The sequence below is a fragment of the Silvibacterium bohemicum genome, assembly GCF_001006305.1.
In the GTDB taxonomy this organism is placed as follows: Bacteria; Acidobacteriota; Terriglobia; order Terriglobales; family Acidobacteriaceae; genus Silvibacterium; species Silvibacterium bohemicum.
The window spans coordinates 1,032,178-1,053,578 of record NZ_LBHJ01000003.1 but is presented as its reverse complement, the minus strand read 5'-3'; the positions used below and the strand labels follow the sequence as shown (position 1 = coordinate 1,053,578).

General features: G+C 58.4%; 14 protein-coding genes. 7 read left to right on the top strand and 7 right to left on the bottom strand.

The annotated features are described in order from the left end of the window. Nucleotides 1-104: 104 nt before the first annotated feature. Together XX99_RS09900 and XX99_RS09895 are read right to left on the bottom strand one after the other, a co-directional pair. Nucleotides 105-3,848, bottom strand: coding sequence for a TonB-dependent receptor (locus tag XX99_RS09900; protein ID WP_082125423.1), 3,744 nt, complete (start codon nt 3,846-3,848; stop codon nt 105-107). Between the two features lie 421 nt (nt 3,849-4,269). Then, complete coding sequence (locus XX99_RS09895) at nt 4,270-5,781, bottom strand: sugar transferase (RefSeq protein WP_050059164.1); 1,512 nt, start codon at nt 5,779-5,781, stop codon at nt 4,270-4,272. A gap of 548 nt (nt 5,782-6,329) precedes the next feature. On the opposite strand from XX99_RS09895, the gene XX99_RS09890 reads away from it, so the two are divergent. Continuing rightward, nucleotides 6,330-6,935 carry an HD domain-containing protein gene (locus XX99_RS09890; protein WP_050059163.1) on the top strand — a complete coding sequence of 202 codons (606 nt, stop codon included), beginning with the start codon at nt 6,330-6,332 and terminating at the stop codon, nt 6,933-6,935. Nucleotides 6,936-7,410: 475 nt separating this feature from the next. Beyond that, complete coding sequence (gene alaC / locus XX99_RS09880) at nt 7,411-8,613, top strand: alanine transaminase (RefSeq protein ID WP_197081863.1); 1,203 nt, start codon at nt 7,411-7,413, stop codon at nt 8,611-8,613. Nucleotides 8,614-8,703: 90 nt separating this feature from the next. On the opposite strand, the gene XX99_RS09875 is transcribed toward alaC, so the two are convergent. From XX99_RS09875 to XX99_RS09865, 3 genes are all read right to left on the bottom strand, one after another. Beyond that, entirely contained in the window at nt 8,704-10,119 is a 1,416-nt protein-coding gene (locus tag XX99_RS09875; protein ID WP_050059161.1) for a UDP-glucose dehydrogenase family protein, read from the bottom strand. A gap of 736 nt (nt 10,120-10,855) precedes the next feature. Then, nucleotides 10,856-11,782 (bottom strand): malate dehydrogenase, encoded by a 927-nt coding sequence (gene mdh, locus XX99_RS09870; RefSeq protein WP_050059160.1) that lies wholly within the window; start codon nt 11,780-11,782, stop codon nt 10,856-10,858. Between the two features lie 84 nt (nt 11,783-11,866). After that, nucleotides 11,867-13,267: an NADP-dependent isocitrate dehydrogenase gene (locus XX99_RS09865; RefSeq protein WP_050059159.1), complete on the bottom strand. Its 1,401-nt coding sequence runs from the start codon at nt 13,265-13,267 to the stop codon at nt 11,867-11,869. Between the two features lie 237 nt (nt 13,268-13,504). Here XX99_RS09865 and XX99_RS09860 point away from each other — a divergent pair, with 237 nt between their 5' ends. From XX99_RS09860 to XX99_RS09840, 5 genes are all read left to right on the top strand, one after another. Then, nucleotides 13,505-14,635, top strand: coding sequence for a Gfo/Idh/MocA family protein (locus XX99_RS09860; RefSeq protein ID WP_156185900.1), 1,131 nt, complete (start codon nt 13,505-13,507; stop codon nt 14,633-14,635). 250 nt (nt 14,636-14,885) lie between these two features. Beyond that, nucleotides 14,886-15,755, top strand: a complete 870-nt coding sequence (locus XX99_RS09855; RefSeq protein WP_050059158.1) for an alpha/beta hydrolase — start codon at nt 14,886-14,888, stop codon at nt 15,753-15,755. A 31-nt stretch (nt 15,756-15,786) separates the two neighbouring features. Continuing rightward, nucleotides 15,787-16,635, top strand: coding sequence for an SCO family protein (locus tag XX99_RS09850; RefSeq protein ID WP_050059157.1), 849 nt, complete (start codon nt 15,787-15,789; stop codon nt 16,633-16,635). Nucleotides 16,636-16,723: 88 nt separating this feature from the next. Further along, nucleotides 16,724-18,151: an MFS transporter gene (locus XX99_RS09845; protein WP_050059156.1), complete on the top strand. Its 1,428-nt coding sequence runs from the start codon at nt 16,724-16,726 to the stop codon at nt 18,149-18,151. Nucleotides 18,152-18,328: 177 nt separating this feature from the next. Further along, nucleotides 18,329-19,912 (top strand): DHA2 family efflux MFS transporter permease subunit, encoded by a 1,584-nt coding sequence (locus XX99_RS09840; RefSeq protein ID WP_050059155.1) that lies wholly within the window; start codon nt 18,329-18,331, stop codon nt 19,910-19,912. A gap of 89 nt (nt 19,913-20,001) precedes the next feature. Here the strand turns inward: XX99_RS09840 and XX99_RS09835 are convergent, their stop codons facing one another. Together XX99_RS09835 and XX99_RS09830 are read right to left on the bottom strand one after the other, a co-directional pair. Next, nucleotides 20,002-20,295, bottom strand: a complete 294-nt coding sequence (locus tag XX99_RS09835; RefSeq protein ID WP_050059154.1) for a hypothetical protein — start codon at nt 20,293-20,295, stop codon at nt 20,002-20,004. A gap of 72 nt (nt 20,296-20,367) precedes the next feature. Then, on the bottom strand, nt 20,368-21,288 hold the full coding sequence (locus XX99_RS09830) for a diguanylate cyclase domain-containing protein (protein ID WP_050059153.1): 921 nt from the start codon (nt 21,286-21,288) through the stop codon (nt 20,368-20,370). Nucleotides 21,289-21,401: the final 113 nt, after the last annotated feature.

Here is a 21,401-nt window from a genome sequence, read left to right as displayed (position 1 = left end):
TTCGTGGATCGAAGGTCTTCACGGCGAGACGTGCCGATGTCACAGCTGCTGAAAAGAAAAATGCCGGAGAGCGTGACGCCTCCGGCATTTGGTCAGGCTGAGAGTTAGAAGTCGTAGCGCAAGGAGAATTGCATACGGCGAGGTGTGGAGAGGGTTGCATTGTAGACACCGAGGCTGCCGGTGCCCAGGCCCTGCCCTAGATCGTTGGGGCTGGTGTTGAAGCGCACGCTGTTGGTGACGTTGAAAACCTCCCAGGCAAACTTGAGAGCTCCATATTCTTTCATCCCCCAGGTTTTGGATAGACCGGAGTCGATGCCAAAGATGCCGTCGCCGCGGAAGTTGTTACGTTCTCCGGCCTCACCCGGATAAGGAAGACGGATAGGCCCGCCCGTGAGTATTCCGGAATTGATTGCGTTTGGATTGGCAAAGATCTGCGGGGCTCCGTTGACGACGTGCTTGTGCAACTGAACCTTGCCTGTCACGACACCGAAGCTTGAATCGTTCCAGTCGGTGGTGAAACCAGGCTCGGTTACACCAAAAGGCAGTCCGCTGGTCCAGCGATTGATGCCTGACCACTGCCAGCCGCCAATGACGGCGTTGGCAGCGGCGCTTGTCGAGCCGAGAAACTGCTTTCCCTGACCGACGGGAAGCTGATAAACCCAGTCGGCGGTGATGAGATGCCGGGTGTCGAAGTCTGAAGGAGCTCGATTGAGAGAGGGCTTCCAAGTGTTCAGGATGGCACTGAACGACCCGTCGTTAGAAAGGTTGGAGGTTTCATTGCCGCGTTCCGTGTCCGACCCCATGTCGATGGATTTCGATAGGGTGTAACTGAAATCAAGATTCAATCCATGACTGGTGGGATGACGGAGGATAAATTGACCGGCGTTGTAGTAGCTCACGCCAATGGTGGACAGCGCATACAGAGAGGAGAACTGATTTTGCCAGAAACGGGTACCCAGCGGGCAGCCGTAAAGGCAGGAGAAGTCAAGGTCGGCGAGAGCGTTGGTCTCTCCCAGAGTGCTGCGGTTGGGTGCCCACTCCAGGTCATAGATGGCCTGGGTAGCGCTCTCACCCGCATATTCGTATCCAGCCATAAATGGAAAGACGTCTTCAAAGTATTTGATGGCGGGAACCGGAGCGGGAGCCCTGCCGCCATTGGCATCAACCAGCTTGGCGAGCTGAGTGCCGGCGGTGAAGTAGTCTCCTCCGCCTTTATTATCGACGAAGTCGACGGGCTGGGCGAGATCGAGGCTTTGCAAAAGATGACGCCCGAGGCGGCCAACATAGTTCGTCTCGAGGGTGAAACCGCCGGGAAGCTGACGCTGCACCGATAAGTCGATGGATTCGGAGTAAGGAGTCTTGAGGTGGTTGTCTAAGCCCCAGCTGATTGCAAAGTTATTTGTGGGTGCCGTGTAGGGATAGCTGATGGTTGCCGGCGCTATCCCGTTACTGATGGGCGGAAAGGTACGGTTGTTGACGTAACGAGGAGCGTTTTCGAAATTGTAAGCGTCGGCGGGACTCTCGATCTGAGAATTGATTCCGAAGGAGCCGTTCTGATCGAAGGTGCTCACCAGTTGCTCGCCATAGTGATCGAAGAAGATTCCGAAGCCGGCGCGAATCGAGGTCTTCGAGTCAAGAGCATAAGCGAAAGAGGCACGCGGAGCAAAGTTCGCCTTCTGCTTGGGCCAATAGCCCGGCTTGTTGTAGAAGGGCCCACTTGGACTAAAGGCCAGGTTTGGCTCATATACCTGTCCTTGCTGAGCGGCAGCTTCACGCTCCGTGAACCAGGCGTGAGTATCGATGGTGGGAGCGACCTGCTGACCGTGCGTTTCCCAAGGAGTTTGCAGGATGCTGTGCCGTATGCCAAAGGTCATCGTGAGCTTGGGTGTGGCATGCCAGGAATCTTGAACGTACCATTCGAATTCGTTGGCTTTGAAATGGCGCGCGAGAGGCGCACCGTCGCCAAGCAAGGAGCCGGATGTGGCGCTCGTGACCTGATAGTTCTCGGTCGTTGTAACGTCGGGCACGGTGCCGACCAGATTAGCGTAAGCCTCCAGGTAAGATTGCGAAAAACCGGCGTCTACAGGGAGGCCACCAATCGTGGACGGGTCAGGAGGATTGCCCGCAAGCCAGAGGGGATTGGTGCTGGCGACGTTAAAGGAGTTCGAGTCGGAGGTGCGATTCTGATGGACGAGCCGCCAGTTTCCTCCGAATGCGACAGTGTGTTTCCCCTTAGTCCAGCTCAGGTTATCAACGATGTTGTTCACCGGCACGCTGATGATGGTATTGCGGTTCTCGGAGGTGAGCGACGTAAGGAATTTGATGTTGACGTAGTCGCCGCTGCCGGCCCCGAGGTTGCCAAAGCCCTGGCGTATATAGCCATAGCGAAGGTCGTTGATGAGGTTGGGAGTGAAGGTATACGTATAGCCAGCGGCCAGTCCCTTCGTGTTGTCCACCAACGTGGAAGAAGGACCCTGTCCGGGAAATTGTTCCGTGCCTAGTGTGGTGTCCTTCTGGAAGTTGCCGCGCACGAAGATGCGCTGTTTGTCGTCAGGAGTGTAATCAAGGCGGACGATCGTGGTATTCAGCGCAACGGGATTCGGTGAGGAGAAAGTGAAAGAGCCGGTATTCAGTCCGTCGCCGAGGGTCGTTCCGTTGGCTGTGGGGTACTGATTGAGGTAGCTGAGAATGTTGGGATTGGGACCAGGGCCGTTGGGATAGCTAGAGGTATTGCACGCTTGGCAGCCGGCATCGAGTGCTGTAACTTGCGCGGCCGAGATGGAAGTGTTCTGAAGCGCGCCGGCTGCGCTGTCGCCCTGATAAGTGATGATTCCCTGCTTGTAACTCGCGGTGGGAGCGATCTCGCTCACAATCTGGTTCTCCGCCTGGCGCTGGCCTTCGTAGTTGGCAAAGAAGAAGAGCTTGTTTTTGAGGATCGGGCCGCCGAGCGCACCGCCAAAGGTATTGCGGATGAGCTTAGGAGGCGTATTCGCCTGACCGTTGCCTAATTCAGCTGCCTTGTTGAACCAGTCATTGGCTACGGTGAAAGTGGGCCGATTGTATTCATAGAGAGCGCCGTGGAATTGGTTGGTTCCGGACTTAGTGACCAGGCTAACCTGCGCGCCGGAAGAGCGGCCCTGATCGGCGCCGGCATTCCCGGTGGTTACGCGGAATTCCTCGACCGAATCCTGGGTTTCACGGAGCACTCCGGTGAATGCGAAACCGTTGACCTGATCATTGTCGTCGAGCCCATCGACGGTGATGTTGCCCTGGTCGGAACGGCCGCCGTTGACCGCGCCGCTGCGCGGATCGTTTTGCTCGTTGGGATTGGAAGGCCTGCCGGAATTTTGTCCGAGATTGAGCACGCCAGGTTGCAGCGAGAGCAGGTCGGGGACGTTGCGGCCTTCGCTCGGTAATGCCTGGATCAGCGAATTGTTCATCGAGCCGCCGAGCGAAGCGTCCGTGGTATTCAACGTTTGCGCTTCAGCGCTCACATTGATCACTTCACTGCTGGCCTGGACTGAGACGGTGAAATCAATGGTGGCGGGCTGATTGACCAGCAGCTCGGCCGTCTTGGTTTGGTTGCCGAAGCCCGTGGCCGAAACTGTGATCGTGTACTTGGCAGGCGGAATCTGAGCGAAGACATATTCACCCGAGCCGTTCGATGTGGCAGCGAACCTGCTGCCGTTGGCCGGATCGGCCAGGATGATTTTGGCTCCGGGGACAACTGCGCTGGTGGGATCTTGAACAACGCCGCGGAGCGAAGTGTTCGCGTTCTGGGGGAAACTGCGTACAGCTATGGCGATCAGCAGAAACACGACTGCTGCAGAGAGACGGCGTCTGGTCAAAAGTCCTCCGAAAGAAAGTACAGCCTGGCCCGGCAATCTTAGGTGCGCCGATGTCTTTAAGTTTTGGCGCGGAGATCAGGAATGAGTCCCGCACCACTGAAATAAGTTGGTAAGTGATTTATTTTTTAGCAAAAATTTCACGCCAATTTGACGGATAGTGGTCAGTTTCTGGGTGTCACCGACGGATTACTTTCGCGCGATCAAAAGCTTGGCGTGATGAAAACTGATGCGCTACTGGAGGGAATAAATTTCGCTCTCGACTGTGATGGCCGCGGTGCTCTTCTGCTGAAGAGGAAGCTTTCGTTAACGGTGAGAATGTAAGCAAAGAAAATTCCACTGTCTGCGATCAGATGTGCAGCCGCGACAGAGGACACCACTGGAAGAGAGCGGCGGGTGCGTTCAGCGAGGATTAGAGCGTGTTCTAAGTGCCGGTGCCGCGGAGGACTACTTCGGCTGTTCGCATGAGGATCTTGAGATCCAGCCAGAAGCTCCAATTCTCGACGTAGGCGGTGTCGAGCGCGATGTACTTGGCGAAGGAGGAATCCTGCCGCGCCTGCACCTGCCATAGGCCGGTCAGGCCGGGCAGCACTTCGAGGCGGCGGAAGTGCTCGAGCTCGTACTTCTCGACTTCGCTGGCGATGGGAGGCCGCGGACCGACGATGCTCATCTCGCCGCGCAGGACGTTGAGGAACTGCGGCAGCTCGTCGAGGCTGTATTTACGGAGCATTCGCCCGACCCGGGTGATGCGGGGATCGTTAGTGACCTTGAAGAGGATGCCGTCTCGCTCGTTGAGAGCGGCAATTCCCTTCTTCATGCGGTCTGCATCCTTCACCATGGTGCGGAACTTGAAGCACGGAAAGACCCGGCCACGCTTACCGATGCGCTCGGAGACATAGAAGATGGATCCGTTGCCTTCGATCTTGATGGCGATGGCAATGGCCAGCATGGTGGGAAAGACAAGGATCAGCGCGGCCAGCGAGAGCGCGATGTCGACTCCTCGCTTAAGCGCCAGGGCGATGGCTCGCGTCTTGCTGCGATGGAGCGAGACGACGGGAAATGCTCCGAGATATTCGATCGGGGTATCCGCTGTGAGCTCGCCGAAGTATCCTGAGATGGTGCGAATATCCAGGTCCAGCTCGCGCGCCTCTTCGACCAGGCGGATGACCTGCTCAGTCGAGCAGGGTTCGGCGATTACTACTTCATCGATGAAATGCAGCCGGGTGAGTTGGCGTATGCAGTCGATGCCGCCCAACAGCTGATGGCTCGGCACTTCGCAGCCTGGGATGGAATCGGGAGTGGCGACATAGCCGCGCAGGCGATAGCCGAGACGGATATCTCTCTCGATATGCTGGCCTACGGCGCAGCTGAAATGATTGGTGCCCAGAATCACTACATTTCGTGTTTCCAGCCCGCGCTCATATTGACGGAATCTTGTGCGTCTCCAGAGGGCGCGATGAACGGAGAGTGCGACGATAGCGGCGGCGATGAGCAGGATCACCAGCAATCGCGAGACGGAGAAAGCGCCGGTCATGTACAGGCCGCCGCATAGCAGAAGGCCGGCATTGAGGGATGCTTGCGCCGTCAGGCGGAAGGTGTGAAGCTCGCTGGCCTGCGGCAACGGAGAAAACAATCCGTAGCGATGCGCCACCAGGAGGTACGCGAGGATGAATCCGCCGACCAGCACTGCGCTGACCGGGGCCCCGGCTACGTCGTGAGTGAAAGCAACAAAGCGGCTGGCCTTGTGATACAAAATTCCGCGCAGGACAATGGCGACGCCGAATGCCATCAGAATAACCACGGCGTCGCTCAGCATCATGGCAATGGCGCCGGGGTCTGCAATTCTGCCCCAGCTCTTCTTGCTGACGGGCAGTGCCTGGACCTGCCGATCCCGATCCTCGCCGGGTAATTTTGATAAGTATTCAGTAGTTGCCATGCAGTTCCGAAAGCCTATCGTTGTTAGAAACTAGCCGTCGAACTTCCAGTGCCGCACCTTGACTACAATCGATCCGACAAGTTTGCGGCGCATCCAGTGAGCAGTGGAAGTAGCAAGTGAAGGCTGAGCAGCGGATCACACAATTCAAACAAACCCGACATCGTGCGTGGCCCCGAAACCCCAGTGGAACCTGCCTCAGCGATAGTTCAAGGCAGCGAGGCTCCGTCGAGTAAAAAAGACTTCGATTCGGTGACTAATATAGCATTCCGTCCGGCTTTCCAAGTACCTCTTTTAACAATCTCTCGTAACCCGGTTGCTCGATCTTGAAACAGTGAGCAATGCATACACGCGGGCGATAGTTGGTCAGAACGATGAGTAGGAGTTTTCTGGATAAATGTGTGGTTCACGGTTGCAATTTTGAATAGTTTCTCTGCATAGAACACGGATGAAACCTTCCTTTGGTTTCGGAATAAACGAAAGATTGTTGCCCGACATCGCTGGAATCATCGCGCGACACCGATGGCAGGATGTTGCAATAAGATGAACGCATGAGCCAGGATTTTCGCAGCGCAATCGTACGTATCATCGAAGAAGAAGCGCGTCCCGTAGACAAGTTTGGCCATCAGCCGCGGCTCTACGCTCTTACCCGGCAGATCGGCGAAGACATGGCCTACGATGACGACGTTGTCTTTGCGGCAGCGTGGCTTCACGATCTCGGAGTCTTCGTGGGCAATCGGCCGGAAGAGATCGAAGCTTTGCAACGGTGGGATCATGTTCACTATGCCTGCTCCCGTACTCCGGATTTACTTATGCAATCCGGCTTCCCTTCTGAAAAAATCCCTGCCGTTCTCGACGCCATCCGCACGCACCAGCCGCATGACGATCCACAAACCCTCGAAGCCACCATCCTTCGCGATGCCGACATCCTGGAGCAGCTGGGCGCCATCGGCATTCTGCGCAACGTCTCCAAGGTGGGGCGCGACACCCGCTATCCCCGCTTCAGCGACATTGTCACCGTCCTGCGCAAATCTCTTGCTCAGCTGCCTTCGCAGATTCGCCTGGAGCCCACGCGACGTCTGGCGCAGCCTCGCATCGCCCTCCTGGCAAGCTTTCTTGAATCGGTCGCAGGCGAAGCGGGCGACGCCCTTTACTAAAACTGGTCTCATCCCGATTGATGAGAGCCCTTCCAGGGCTAAAGTCCAGTCATTCCAGAGTCCGAAGCGGCACGACTGAAGTCGTGCCCTGATACGAAACTTTCATGAGACAGCCGAGCTGTGTTGACATGCTTCCCCCTGAATTCAATGTGTGGGGTGCAAGCACAAAATTGGTGGTTGCGCGGGCAAACTGCAGGTCCTTCGACTCGCTTTGCTCGCTCAGGATGACAAGTTTCGAGAGAGAGGCGGATATCAACAGAGCCAGACAGCCTCTAGAAGCCGCCTCTTCTCGACGCTTGGATAGTGCAGGAAACGGAAAATCGTTTCACGCGATTTTGAGTGCGGCGGGGAGCGTGTGATTTATGCGACGACATTGCTGGCTGCGGTTCCTTGGCAAGAGGTTTTGCTTTCCCTGCCCTCTGCTTTGATGCTGCTTTCTGAGACAATAGTTGGAATCAAATTACCCGAGGAAACCTTGGAAGAGTTCTCCAGAATCAAGCGCCTCCCAGCCTACGTCTTCAACATCACCGGCGAGCTGAAGGCCTCCGCGCGCCGCAGGGGCGAAGACATCATTGACTTCGGCATGGGCAATCCCGACGGGGCCACGCCGCAACACATTGTGGACAAGATGATTGAGGCAGCGCGCAAGCCGGACACGCACCGCTATTCCCTTTCCAAGGGCATCCCCAGGCTGCGCCGCGCGATTGCGCATTGGTACGAGCGCCGCTACAACGTCGCGATCGATCCCGACACCGAGGCCATCGTCACCATCGGCTCGAAGGAAGGCATTGCGCACCTCTGCCTGGCCACGCTCGACCAGGGCGATGTGGTGCTGGTGCCCAATCCCAGCTATCCGATTCACATCTACGGACCGGTCATCGCGGGCGCGAACATCCGCAGCGTGGCTATTCACGACACGGACAGCTTTCTCGCGGAACTGGAACAGACCATCCCGCTGATGTATCCCAAGCCGAAGATGCTGATCCTCAACTTCCCTGCCAATCCGACCACGCAATGTGTCGATCTCAGCTTTTTCGAGCGCGTTGTGGACCTGTGCCGGCAGCATGGAATCTATCTGGTACACGATCTGGCGTACGCCGATATTGTCTTCGACGGCTTTCGCGCGCCCTCGATCCTCGAAGTGCCGGGAGCTCGCGATATCGCGGTCGAGTTCTTCACGCTCTCGAAGAGCTACAACATGCCGGGATGGCGCGTAGGCTTCATGGTGGGCAACAAGACGCTGGTCTCCGCGCTCTCACGCCTCAAGAGCTACTTCGACTACGGGACATTCACGCCGATTCAGGTCGCGTCCATCCTGGCGCTCGAAGGGCCGCAGGAATGTGTAACTGATATATGTGAGATTTACCGCTGCCGTCGCGATGTGCTGGTGCAAGGGCTCAACAAGCTGGGCTGGGAGGTGGCTCTGCCCAAGGCGACGATGTTCGTGTGGGCTCCTATTCCAGAGCCGTACAAGCATTTAGGGTCGCTGGAGTTTTCGACGCTTTTGCTCAAGGAAGCGAAGGTTGCTGTGAGCCCCGGCGTGGGCTTTGGAGAGTATGGAGACGGCCACGTCCGCTTCTCGCTCATCGAGAACGAGGAAAGAACACGCCAGGCGCTACGGGGGATTCGCCACATGTTTCAGAAAGACGGCGTGGGGCTGGCGGCATCGGCGCGATAAGACGCCTGAGAACCTGTAGTCAACAAGCCCAAAACAGCTGCGGCGCCGAAGAATATCTTCGGCGCCGCAGAGTTGTTTTAGCAATGCGGACTACGGGAGGCGATGTCCGACGGTCAGGTCGCGTGTGTGCTGGTGTGCGGGGCGTCCCACGCTGAGGTAGTTGAAGCCGCGCTCGATCATCTCGGCCGGATCGTACAGGTTGCGTCCATCGATCACGATCGGGTAACGCAGCGTGTAATGCAACTTGTCCAGATCAAGCTCGCTGAACTCGTGCCAGTCGCTGAGGATCAGCAGCGCATCGGCATCGGCTGCGGCCTCGTAGGGATCGTCGACGTAACGCATGAAGGCGGACGGCGGAATTACTTCCTTGGCGCGCGGGGTTGCAGCCGGATCGAAGGCCGCGATGTGTGCGCCCTCCTTCAGCAACTGCTCCACGATGTCGAGTGCTGGAGACTCGCGGATGTCATCGGTGCCACCCTTGAAGGCGAGGCCGAGTACGCCGAGCTTCTTGCCGCGGAAGGTCCAGAGAGCGGCACGCACCTTCTGGAAGAAGCGCTTCTTCTGCTCTTCGTTGATGGACTCGACTTCCTTGAGCAGGTCGAAGTCGACGCCCAGCTGCTCGGCGACATAGCGGAATGCCGCAACGTCTTTCGGGAAGCAGGAGCCGCCGTAACCGATGCCGGCGCGGAGGAACTTGGGTCCGATGCGCGAGTCACTGCCGATACCCTTGGCCACCTGCTCCACGTCGGCGCCGACCGCTTCGCAGATGTTGGAGACGACGTTGATGAAGGAAATCTTCATGGCCAGAAAGGCGTTCGAGGCATGCTTGATGAGCTCCGCGGCCTTGGTGGAAGTGAGCAGGAAGGGCGGAGGATTGTTCTCGTTCAGGCTGCCCGGAACCGCCTGCGGCAGTTTGTAGTATTCGCCCGAGGTGAGAGGGGCATAAATATCGCTCATCAGCTTGCCGGCGCGCTCGCTTTCGACGCCAACCACGATGCGATCGGCATGCAGGAAGTCGACCACGGCCGTGCCTTCACGCAGGAACTCGGGGTTCGAGGCTACGTCGAAGAGATCCTTGGGTACGCCATTGCGCTCGATCACGCGGCGAATCCATTCGTTGGTGTAGACCGGAACGGTGCTCTTCTCGACGATGACTTTGTAGCCATCGATGGAGCGGGCAATCTCGCTGGCGACGGCGTCGACATAGGAGAGATCAGCGCTGCCGGTCTTGCTCTGCGGGGTTCCGACGGCGATGAAGATGGCCTGCGAACGCTGGGTCGCCGACTTGAGATCGGAGGTGAACTCGACCTTGTTCAAGCGATGGCGATTGAGCAGCTCAGGCAGATAATCTTCGTGGATCGGGATGCCGCCTTCGCGCAGCATTTTGACCTTGGATTCATCGTTATCGACGCAGATTACGTGATGACCCATTTCAGCGAAGCAGGCCGCGGCCACCAGGCCTACGTACCCGGAACCTACGACTGCGATTGACACCGGTTGGCTCATATTTCCCCCAGGTTGATTAGTGTGGTTGCTGGCCTACTCGAAACATACTTCCGGTTATTTCGAAAAGTAATTCCAAACAAATTCGCGCTTGGCGCGCGGAAAGGGCCTGCTGGCCCACTGGGAACGCATGGCGTTCGTAAAAAAGTCGCGGCGAAAAACGCCTGGCCACTCGTGCTCGGCTTCTGCCTAAGCATGGCTTGCCGATGAGCATTTGTCAACCAATACCGCCGATTTGTGGATTGATCCGCCCGCGAGAACGCTTCTCTTATGCCCTGAAATTTCCGCAGAATCATGAAAGCCTTGCTTGACTTAGGTCTTCTAAGACAAAGTGTTGCATCTATAGCAAACGTTAAAAATTGTCCGCTAACATCCTGAATCTTTGGGTTAGAACGCCTTAGGCGCCCATCTGCCACGCGATGCGTCCCGTCGATCCCTCTGGAGAAAAGAACACCCCTAATCGGGGGATTATTCCCGCTTAGATGCACGGATATGGAAACGGATTGCCGCGCAAAAGAGAAGGCCCGCCAGAAAGGCGGGCGGTAATTGATGGCAATGCTGGATCTAGTTTAGGAAAGAAAAGCCCAGGGCTGAAGCCCTCTGAATTTCATTGACATAATCGTGAGGCTGAAGCCTCACGCTCCCTCCGAGGAACAAATCGCAGGTTTTTCATCAACCCGAGCCCGCCAGAAAGGCAGGCCGAGATCGAGGCGAAGCCGCGTGTCACCAGGCGCGAAGCCTAGACGCCGATGACTGCGCAGAGCTCCTTGACGGCCTCGGCGCTCTTCTTCAGTGCAGCATCTTCCTCGGGAGTCAGCTTGATCTCGATGATCTGCTCGAGTCCGCGGGCTCCCAGCTTGCAAGGCACGCCGATGTAGTATCCGCTGATGCCGTACTCGCCTTCGAGATATGCGGCGCAAGGCAAAATCTTTTTCTTGTCCTTGAGGATGGCCTCGACCATCTCGACCGCTGCGGCTGAAGGAGCGTAGTAGGCGCTGCCCGTCTTCAGATACTTCACAATCTCCGCGCCGCCGTCGCGCGTACGCTGCACGATGGCATCGAGGCGCGATTTCTCGATCAGCTCGGTGATGGGTATACCGGCCACCGTTGAATAACGCGGCAGAGGAACCATGGTGTCGCCGTGGCCTCCGAGGACGAACGCCGTCACGTTCTCGACCGAGACCTTCAGCTCTTCGGCGATGAAGGTGCGGAAGCGCGCCGAGTCGAGTACGCCGGCCATGCCGATGACGCGTTCGCGATTGAACTTCGCCTGGCGATAAGCGGCCTGAGCCATGGCGTCGAGAGGATTCGAAACGATGACGAGGATGCTGTCCGGCGAGTTGGCGACGACCTTGCCGACCACGTCCGACATGATTTTGTAATTGGTCTGCAGCAAATCGTCGCGGCTCATGCCTGGCTTGCGCGGAATGCCAGCCGTAATCACGACGACGTCGGAATTCGCCGTGTCGGCGTAGTCGTTGGTGCCGATGATGTGCGCGTCGCGCTTCTCGATGGGCATGGCCTCGAGCAGATCGAGCCCCTTGCCCTGCGGAATGCCCTCGACTACATCGATGAGGACGACGTCCGCCAATTCCTTCGACGCAATCCAGTGCGCAGCCGTTGCGCCCACGTTTCCTGCGCCGACAATCGTTACTTTCTTTCGCATGCTTCTCCTTCTTTAAAACAACACGTTAAGGCCGAGACTAAGTCAGGGTTTGCGCCGAAGGCGCGATTGCCTGGACGGCCAGTCCTACATATTTGCAATCATGTGTGTGGCAAATTCGCTGGTCTTCACCTTCGTTGCGCCCTGCATCTGGCGCTCGAAGTCGTAGGTCACGAACTTTTGCTGAATGGTTTTCTCTATAGACGACTCGATCAGCTTCGCAGCTTCCTTCCAGCCGAGAAATTCAAACAACATCACGCCGGAGAGCATGACCGAGCCGGGATTAATGACATCCTTATCGGCATATTTGGGCGCCGTGCCGTGCGTGGCTTCGAAGACCGCGTATCCGTCTCCAATGTTGGCGCCTGGGGCAATGCCCAGGCCGCCCACCTGCGCCGCGCAGGCGTCAGAGATGTAATCGCCGTTGAGATTGGGGCAGGCGAGGATGGAATACTCCTCGGGCCGGATGATGACCTGCTGGAAGATGGAGTCGGCGATACGGTCGTTGATGAGGACTTTCTTCTTCCACTGGCCGTTGCCGTGCGATTTGCCGATCGAATCGAGGACGGATTTGACTTCCGCGAAAAGCTCTTTGCGGAAGTCGTCCGATCCGAACTCCAGGCCGGGTTCGATCAATGCCGCGTTCTCCTCGACGGTGAGTTTAGGATTCGCTTCCTGATTGCCGAGGATCCAGCTCTCACGCTCGGTCACTACCTGGTCGCGAAACTCATCGACCGCGACCTCGTAGCCCCACTCGCGGAATGCGCCTTCGGTGAATTTCTGGATGTTGCCCTTATGGACGAGCGTGACCGACTTGCGGCCGTACTCCAGCGCGTATTTGATCGCGTTGCGCACCAGCCGTTTGGTTCCGGTGATGGAGATGGGCTTGATGCCTACACCCGAATCTTCGCGAATCTTCTTCTTGCCGCCCTTCAGCATCTCGTCGTTGAGAAAGCTGATCAGCTTCTTGACCTCGGGCGTGCCTTCGCGGAACTCGATGCCCGCGTACACGTCTTCGGTGTTCTCGCGGAAGATCACGACGTCGAGTTTTTCAGGATGTTTTACCGGGCTGGGCACGCCGGCGTAATACTTTACCGGACGCACGCAGGTGTAGAGATCCATGATCTGGCGCAGGGCCACGTTCAGTGAGCGGATGCCGCCGCCTACCGGCGTGGTCAGCGGTCCCTTGATGGAGACGCGGAGATCCCTGGCAGCAGCCACGGAGTCGTCGGGCAGCCAGTTCTTGAACTCGCGATAAGCTTTTTCGCCGGCGTAAATTTCGAACCACTTCACCGACCGCTTGCCGCCGTAAGCCTTCTCTACAGCCGCATCGAAGACACGCTGCGAGGCGCGCCAGATGTCGCGTCCGGTACCGTCGCCTTCGATGAAAGGAATGATGGGGTGATTGGGGACGGTGAACTTGCCGTCGGCGTACTGGATCGCCTCGCCGCCCGCGGGCAGGGGCAGTCCGTTATAGCTCGTCTGCATGAATGGGTGTGTCTCCCGGGTACGAAATGAATTCGATGGAAACGGAACACTCCGAGGCTAACACTGGCCAAGAACCAGTGGCAATGGACTACGCGTCCAGCGATCCGTGCCTTCGGCGCAAAATCCCTCCACCGGTGCCGGGTGCCCCATGTCTCGCTTTTGAGACATGGGATCTCACGGCTCTCCATCTGTGACGGCGGATCTCCGAATCGTGACTGACGTCTTATGATGAAAGGCATGGCATTCCGCAGGAAACTCCCCGCTGCTGTTTTTCTTTCTGCTGCACTTTTCACCGCAAACATTCTTTCCGCTCACGCACAGTCCGATCAGCCGGTTCGCGTGGTTATTGTGGGCCTTGAGCACGGACACGTCGATGGCTTTCTAGGCGCTTTCCCGCGCCAGCATGAGGCCGAGCTGGTGGGTGTCGTCGATGCCGACCCGGCGCTACGCGAGAAGGCGGAGAAGAATTTTCATCTCGACCACAGCCTGTTCTATTCGAGCCTGGATGAGGCGATTGCCGCCCGGCATCCACAGGCGCTGCTGGTTTACACCTCGGTCGGCGACCATCGGCGGGTGATCGAAGCGGCAGCGGCGCACAATCTCGACGTGATGGTCGAGAAGCCGCTCACTCTCTCCGTGGCCGATGCGCTGGCCATTCGGAAAGCCGCGCGCGAGCACCATATTCAGGTGATGGTGAACTATGAGACCACCTGGTACTCGAGCAACAAAGCGGTGATGGATATGGCGGCCGCGGGCAAGCTGGGCGAGGTGCGCAAGGTTGTGGTGCACGACGGTCACGGCGGGCCGAAGGAGATCAACGTGCAGCCCGAGTTCCTGAAGTGGCTGACCGACCCCGCGCTCAACGGCGCTGGAGCGCTCTACGACTTCGGCTGCTACGGAGCCGACCTCATGACGGTGCTGATGCATGGCGAAGCACCAATATCGGTTACGGCTGTAGCGCAGACCGACAAGCCCGGCATCTATCCGCATGTGGACGACGATGCGACCATCATCCTGCGCTATCCGCATACGCAGGCGGTGCTCATGCCGTCATGGAACTGGACCTTCGGCCGCAAGGACATGGAAATCTATGGGACCACGGCGTATGCGATTGCGGTGAATCCTACGGAGATCAAGGTTCGCACCAGCGATCGCGGAGCGGAAGAAGAGAGCACGGCAACGCCGCTCACTCCGCCCGAGGATACTTCCCTGCACTATCTGGCGGTAGTGGTTCGCAAGCAGCTCGATCCGAAGGACGATCTGACCGGGCTCGCAACGAATATGACGGTGGTGCAGATTCTGGATGCGGCAAGGCATTCGGCGGCCGAGGGGAAGACGATCACCTTGAAGCCGCTGCCACAGGACTAGCCGTCCAGGCGATTGCGCCTTCGGCGCAAGATTCGTGATGATAACTACGGTCGTGGAATCCCACATCTCAGAAGCGAGATGTGGGGCACCCGGTTCTTGTTTTCTAAGCGTTTATTACGGAGATATGGAGACATACCTCAGGGGCTGAAGCCGTATTTGTTCGGGTGTTTTATGGCATGGCTGAAGCCATGCCCTACCTAAAACCATTCAGGATGACAGAATTTGTGGTGACCGCTGAGGTGACTTTTTCATGACGACCGCAAAGGTGGCTCGATTTGTTGTTTGGCTGGTGATGGCTACGGTTTTTTGTAGGCCTGCTTTTGCGCAGCAGCCTGTCGTTGAGCTGTGGAAGGGCGTTGCTCCGGGCTCGGAGGGTAAAACCGCTCCTGAGGCGGTGCGCGTTACTCCGGCTGGAGATCATGTTGTCTCCAGCGTTCATCATCCGTCGATTACCGTGTATCTTCCCGCCGCAGGTATAGCTACCGGCACATCGGTGCTGGTCATTCCCGGCGGTGGCCACCGCGAAATCTGGATCGACCATGAGGGGTATGCCGTCGCGGACTGGCTGAGCAAGCACGGCATTGCCGCCTTCGTTCTCAAATACCGGCTGGCTCGCGAAGCGGGTTCGACCTACACCGTCGAAGGCACGGAGCTGCAGGATGCACAGCGCGCGCTTCGTCTGATTCGCAGCCGCGCGCATGAGTGGAACGTGAATCCTGACCGCATCGGAGTCATGGGATTTTCCGCCGGAGGCGAACTGGCGGCGCTTGCGGCTACGCGTTCCGACGCGGGCGTTGCCGGTTCTACCGATCCCATCGATCGCGAAAGCAGCAGGACGGCCTTTCAGGCCTTGATCTATCCGGGTATCCCGCACGAGATGCGGCTGGGCAAGAGCACACCTCCGGCCTTTCTGGCTTGCGGCGAGCAAGACCGGCCCGACATCTCTGAAGGTGTGCCAGCGCTCTACGGCAAGATGAAAGCTGCGGGCGTCAGCGTGGAGATGCACGTATTCGCGGGCATCGGCCACGGCTTCGGCATACGTCCGACGAATCCGGCCAATGTAGCCGAATGGCCTCAGCTCTTCTACAACTGGCTGGACAGCTCTGGCTTGCTGAAATAGCGGCTGGGGGAAGAGCGTATCCTAAAAGACGATGCACCGCCTCGCAATCGTCGCCACGCTGCTTGCCGCTCTGACCTCCATTCCCTGCTTCGCGCAGGGCGCATATTCCGCGGATAAGCCGCTGGGGGCTTCGGCGCAGAGCGCGCCTGCATACCTCAAAAATTCGGGCATCGATCAGCGTCTCAACTCTACGCTGCCGCTGCAGGACCATTTCCGCGATGAATCTGGCCAGGATGTGGCTCTTGGCCGCTATTTCAGCGACAAACCGGTAGTGATGGCGCTGGTTTACTTCAAGTGTGGAATGCTCTGCCCGCAGGTGCTGCATGGCATGGCGCAGTCGCTGAAGCAGACGGGCTTCCACGTCGGCCATGAATACGAGATTGTCGTCGCCAGCATCGATCCCTCGGACACGCCGGGTGATTCAGTTGAGGCCAAGCAGCATTTTGTTTCCATGCTGGATAGTCCGGATGCGGCGGCTCACGTTCATTTTCTTACCGGACAGCAGCAGGCGATTACCGACTTAGCCACGGCGACGGGCTTCCACTACGTGCGCGTTCCGGGGCCCGACGGCAAGCTGGACCAGTTCGCGCACTCCAGCGTGATCATGATCGCTACGCCTGACGGACGCATGTCGAAGTATCTCTCGGGCATCGAGTATCAGCCGCGCGATGTTCGCCTGGCCGTGATCCAGGCCAGCAATCACAGGATCGGCTCGCTCAGCGACATGGTGCTGATTTATTGTTGCAGCTACTCGCCCACCCAGGGCCGCTACACGGTCGCTATCCTGCGGGTGATGGGCCTGGCCGCGATGGGCAGCGTCTTCGCGCTCATCGGCATCTTCTACCTGCTTGGCAAAAAGCCTAAGCAGGTCGCTGCCTGACGCATTTCACTTTCCCCAGCCGCACGCACTTCGCTCCAGCGTCTTTATCCCTTCTGCACGCTGGATGTAGGAAGATTGTAGTGAGCGAATGAAAACCCGTTCCCCTTTTCTGGTTACAAGCCTGGTAGCCGCGGCCATGTTCATGGAGCTGCTCGACGGCACGATTATCGCCACGGCGCTGCCGCAGATGGCGCGGGCGTTCCATGCCAGCGCGGTGAGCCTGAATGTGGGCATGACCGCGTATATGCTGACGCTGGCCGTCTTCATCCCCATCAGCGGATGGATGGCCGACCGCATGGGCTCGCGAACTGTCTTTGCCGCTGCCATCATGGTCTTCACGCTGGCCTCGATTCTCTGCGGATTCTCGAATAACGTGACGGAGTTCGTGCTGGCGCGCATTGTGCAGGGCGTGGGCGGCGCGATGATGGTGCCGGTCGGGCGCCTGATCGTGCTGCGCGCCACTCCGAAAGAGGATCTGGGTAAGGCCATCGCTTACATTACCTGGCCCGCACTTTCTGCGCCGGTCATTGGGCCGCCGCTGGGCGGGTTCATCACCACATATTGGAGCTGGCGCTGGATCTTCTTCCTGAACGTGCCGCTGGGCATCATTGCACTGGGGCTCACGCTGGCCTGGATCACGAATGAATTTTCCGAGGCCAAACATCGCTTCGACTGGCGAACCTTTGTTTTCGCGGGGATCGCCTCAACGCTCTTTGTCTATGCGCTCGAGGCACTCTCCAAGGACCACACCGACGTGCCGCTGGCGCTCATCCTGATGGCGATCAGCATTGGAGCGGGAGTGATCGCCGTGCTCACCGCGCGCCACGCGGAGTTTCCGCTCATCGACCTGATCTCGCTCAAGCTGCCGAGCTATGCGCAATCGATCTACGGAGGCTCGCTGTTTCGCATTGCGGTCAGCGTGCTGCCTTTTCTGCTGCCGCTGATGTTTCAAATCGGCTTCGGGCTGAATGCCTTTCACGCCGGACTCTACTTGCTGATTCTCTTCGCGGGCGATCTCTCGATGAAGGCAGCAGTGATTCCGGTGCTGCGCCGCTTCGGATTCCGCCAGGTGCTGCTGGTCAATGGTGTGATGGCGGCGGTTTCGGTGGCATTGTGTGCGACCCTTACGCCGCACATGCCTATCGCCATCATCGCAGTGGTGCTGTTCGCGCACGGGGCGCTGCGCTCGATGCAGTTCACCAGCATCGGGACTTTGGCGTATGCAGATATTCCTCCGGCGCACATGAGCCGCGCCAACGGATTTTTCAGCGCGGTGGTGCAGCTCTCGGGAAGTATGGGCATAGCTATCGGCGCGGCGCTGGTTCGGGCCTCGGGATGGCTGCGCGGCCACCACACCAATCCTCCGGCGCTGCGAGATTTTCATTTCGCCATCCTTGCGGTGTCGGGGCTGGTCCTGCTCTCGCTCATCGACGCTCTCCGGCTGGCGCCGGACGCGGGGGCGGTGGCCAGCGGGCACCGGATGCATCTTCGCGCGAGCGCGGTGGTGGCCGAATAGTCTGCGGATCAGCCGCCCGTTTCCGGACACAGCTGACGGCGATGATTACCGATCGCGCGAGAAATGAATCCGAGAGCAATCGCGACGCATCTTTGTGGGCGGCAAGAACTGATAATCTAGCCGGTAATCCCCCCACATTCCGCCCGCAAGCTGGGCAAAAACGCGATTGGAATTCGTTTGCCAGAGCAGTCCATTGATATTCATGACTGGAAACCGGCCCACAATCCGTGGGCTATTGCGCTCACCGTCACCCTGGCCACGTTTATGGAGGTGCTCGACACCTCGATCGCCAACGTGGCGCTGCCGCACATCGCCGGATCGCTAGGCGCCAGCCAGGAGGAAGCCACCTGGGTGCTGACCAGCTACCTGGTGTCGAGCGCGATTGTGCTGCCCATCTCCGGATGGCTGATGGCGCGCTTCGGACGCAAGCGCTTTTACATGGCCTGCGTCATCATGTTCACCTGCTGCTCCATGCTGTGCGGCCTTGCGCCCACGCTGCCGCTGCTGATCCTGGCCCGCATTCTGCAGGGAGCCGGGGGCGGCGGGCTGGCTCCCAGCGAGCAGGCTATTCTCGCCGACACCTTTCCCATCGCCAAGCGCGGGCAGGCCTTCGCCGTCTATGGAATGGCGGTGGTGTGCGCCCCCGCCATCGGCCCGACTCTGGGCGGATGGATCACCGACAACTTCAACTGGCACTGGATCTTCTTTATCAACGTGCCGGTCGGCCTTATTTCGCTGTATCTCAGCCATCGCATGGTCGAAGATCCTCCCTACCTGAAGGTGAAGACCAAGAACATCGGCAAGGTAGATACGGTTGGATTGGGACTGGTGGCGCTGGGTGTCGGATGCCTGGAGTTTGTGCTCGACAAGGGACAGGAGAAGGATTGGTTCGGCGATCCCAAGATCACCTTCTTCGCCATCCTCGCAGCCTGTGCGCTGACCTTCTTCGTGTGGTGGGAGTGGCACCACCCCGACCCCATTGTCGACCTCAAGCTGCTCAAGAATCGCAATTTCGGAACCGCCGTCTTTCTGCAGTTCGTCCTGGGCATGGTGCTCTTCGGCTCGACGGTGATCATCCCGCAGTTTCTTCAGGTATTGATGGGCTATACGGCACAGCGAGCGGGCGAGGCTATCTCGCCGGGGGCGGTGGTGCTGATGTTCATGATGCCTATCGCCGGACGCCTGGTCAGCAGGATGGACGCGCGGCTCATGGTGGCGATCGGCTACACGGTCACTGCCGTAGGACTCTATAACCTCACGCGTCTCGATCTAGATGTCGGCTTCTCGACCATCGTGTTGTGGAGGATGTTCCAGGTCGCGGGACTGGCTTTTGTCTTCATTCCCATCAGCACGCTGAATTATGTGGGCGTGCCGCGCGACAAGAACAACCAGATCTCGAGCTTCTCCAACTTCGCTCGCAATCTGGGAGGCTCGGTAGGCACGGCCATGCTCACCACCTTCATCGAGCGGACGCAGCAAACGCACCAGACGGCGCTGGCCGCCAACGTGGTCTCGGGCAGTCCGGCGTATACCCACTTCGTCGACGCTACAAAAACAGCGCTGATGAGCCTGGGCCGGGGCGCCGATCAGGCCACGCAGATGGCTACGGGACAGGCCTACCAGACCATGCTCCGGCAGGCTTCCATGCTTAGCTATCAGAATGCGTTTTGGGCGCTGAGCGTCACTATTGCCTGCCTTATTCCGCTGCCCTTCATCATGCGCAAGCCGCCGAAGCATGTTGCTCCGGCGGCGGGACATTAACGGCAGGGGGTCGGGTGGAGGGTTTAGGGGGTAGGGGTTTGGGGATTAGATCTTCGCGGTGTTCGGAACTACGTTCCTCGGCTAGGCTCTTACTTCTTCGTTGCGGGAAAGCTCTTCACCACTACGCCTGCGGTTTCGAAGTGCGCGACCTGATGGTCTCCGGCGTGGCCCATGATGATTGCCTTTTTGAGCAGGTTGATGAGGGCGCGTGAGTTTTCGGGGAAGAATCGGTCGATCGCCTGTTCCCACTCGACAGCGAGGTTGTAAGTCACGTCGCATTTGGGGCAGGTCAGGGGCGTTTCCAGCCAGCGATGGAACGATCCACCGGGCAGTTCGCCGACGGGATCGGAGCCCGAACGAATCGCAGCAATCTTGAGCTTCATTTCTTTTCAGCCTAACATTGCGATCCCTATATCTCCGTACGGGAGAGACCCGGCAAATTGTCGTTATGCCGGCTAAGATATTTCTGGTTCCCGAGACTGAACGGCTAGGACAAGACAGCTCTTGCCTTGGCGCTTGGCTTGATACAGCGCTGCATCGGCGCTAACCAGCAGTTCGTTCGGGTTCTTCCCATTGGAGGGAAAGATGGCGGCTCCGCAGCTGATGCTCGGCGTCAGAGCGATGCCGTTGTACTCCAGCGGTTGATTGACAGCGCGCTGCACGCGGGCGATGGCCGATTCGATTCCTGGAACTCCTTCGGCATCGGCGGCCAGGAGAAGAAACTCATCCCCGCCCAGCCGGGTCACGGTATCGGTCGCGCGGATGGCCTCTTTCATGCGATTGGCGATGCTCTTGAGGACGAAGTCTCCTGCTTCGTGTCCATAGCTGTCGTTCACGTTTTTGAATTCGTCGATGTCGATGGCCACCAGGCCGACCACGCCGCCTTCACGCTCGGCGCGCATCATGGCTGCGGAGATGCGATCCATGAGCAGGACGCGGTTGGGGAGACCGGTAAGAAAATCGTGCGTGGCGAGCATCTCGGCCTGTTTCTTTGCGGCTTGCAGCTCAATTTCCAACCTCTTCAACGGAGTCACGTCGGTCACCTGGACGGAGAAGCCCTGCACGATTCCGTTCGCGATATCCGGATAGTACGACGCTATGGTGTGGCGAATTGAGCCATCGGGGAGCGTGAAGTCCCGCTCGAAGACCTGCGGCTGGCCGCTCAGAACACCCGAGATATAAGGCCATTCGAGCTCGAAGAAAGGTCCGAGCAGCTCCTTCTTCGTCATCTTCAGAATTTCTTCCCGGGTGCGTCCGAACCACGCTGGATAGGCGGCGTTGACGAAGCGGCAGCGCAGGTTTCGATCCCAGTACCCCAGCATCGTATCGACGCGGTCGATGACCTTCATCGCGATATCGATCTGACTTTGCGGCATAAGATGCTCCCGACCGCGGGCCTGGATATGTTCAACCCAGCGGGTGCCCATCATTTGGCTCCGGCGCCGGAAAATGACGCCGGTCTCTCGATAGCTCGACGGGGGAGGGATAA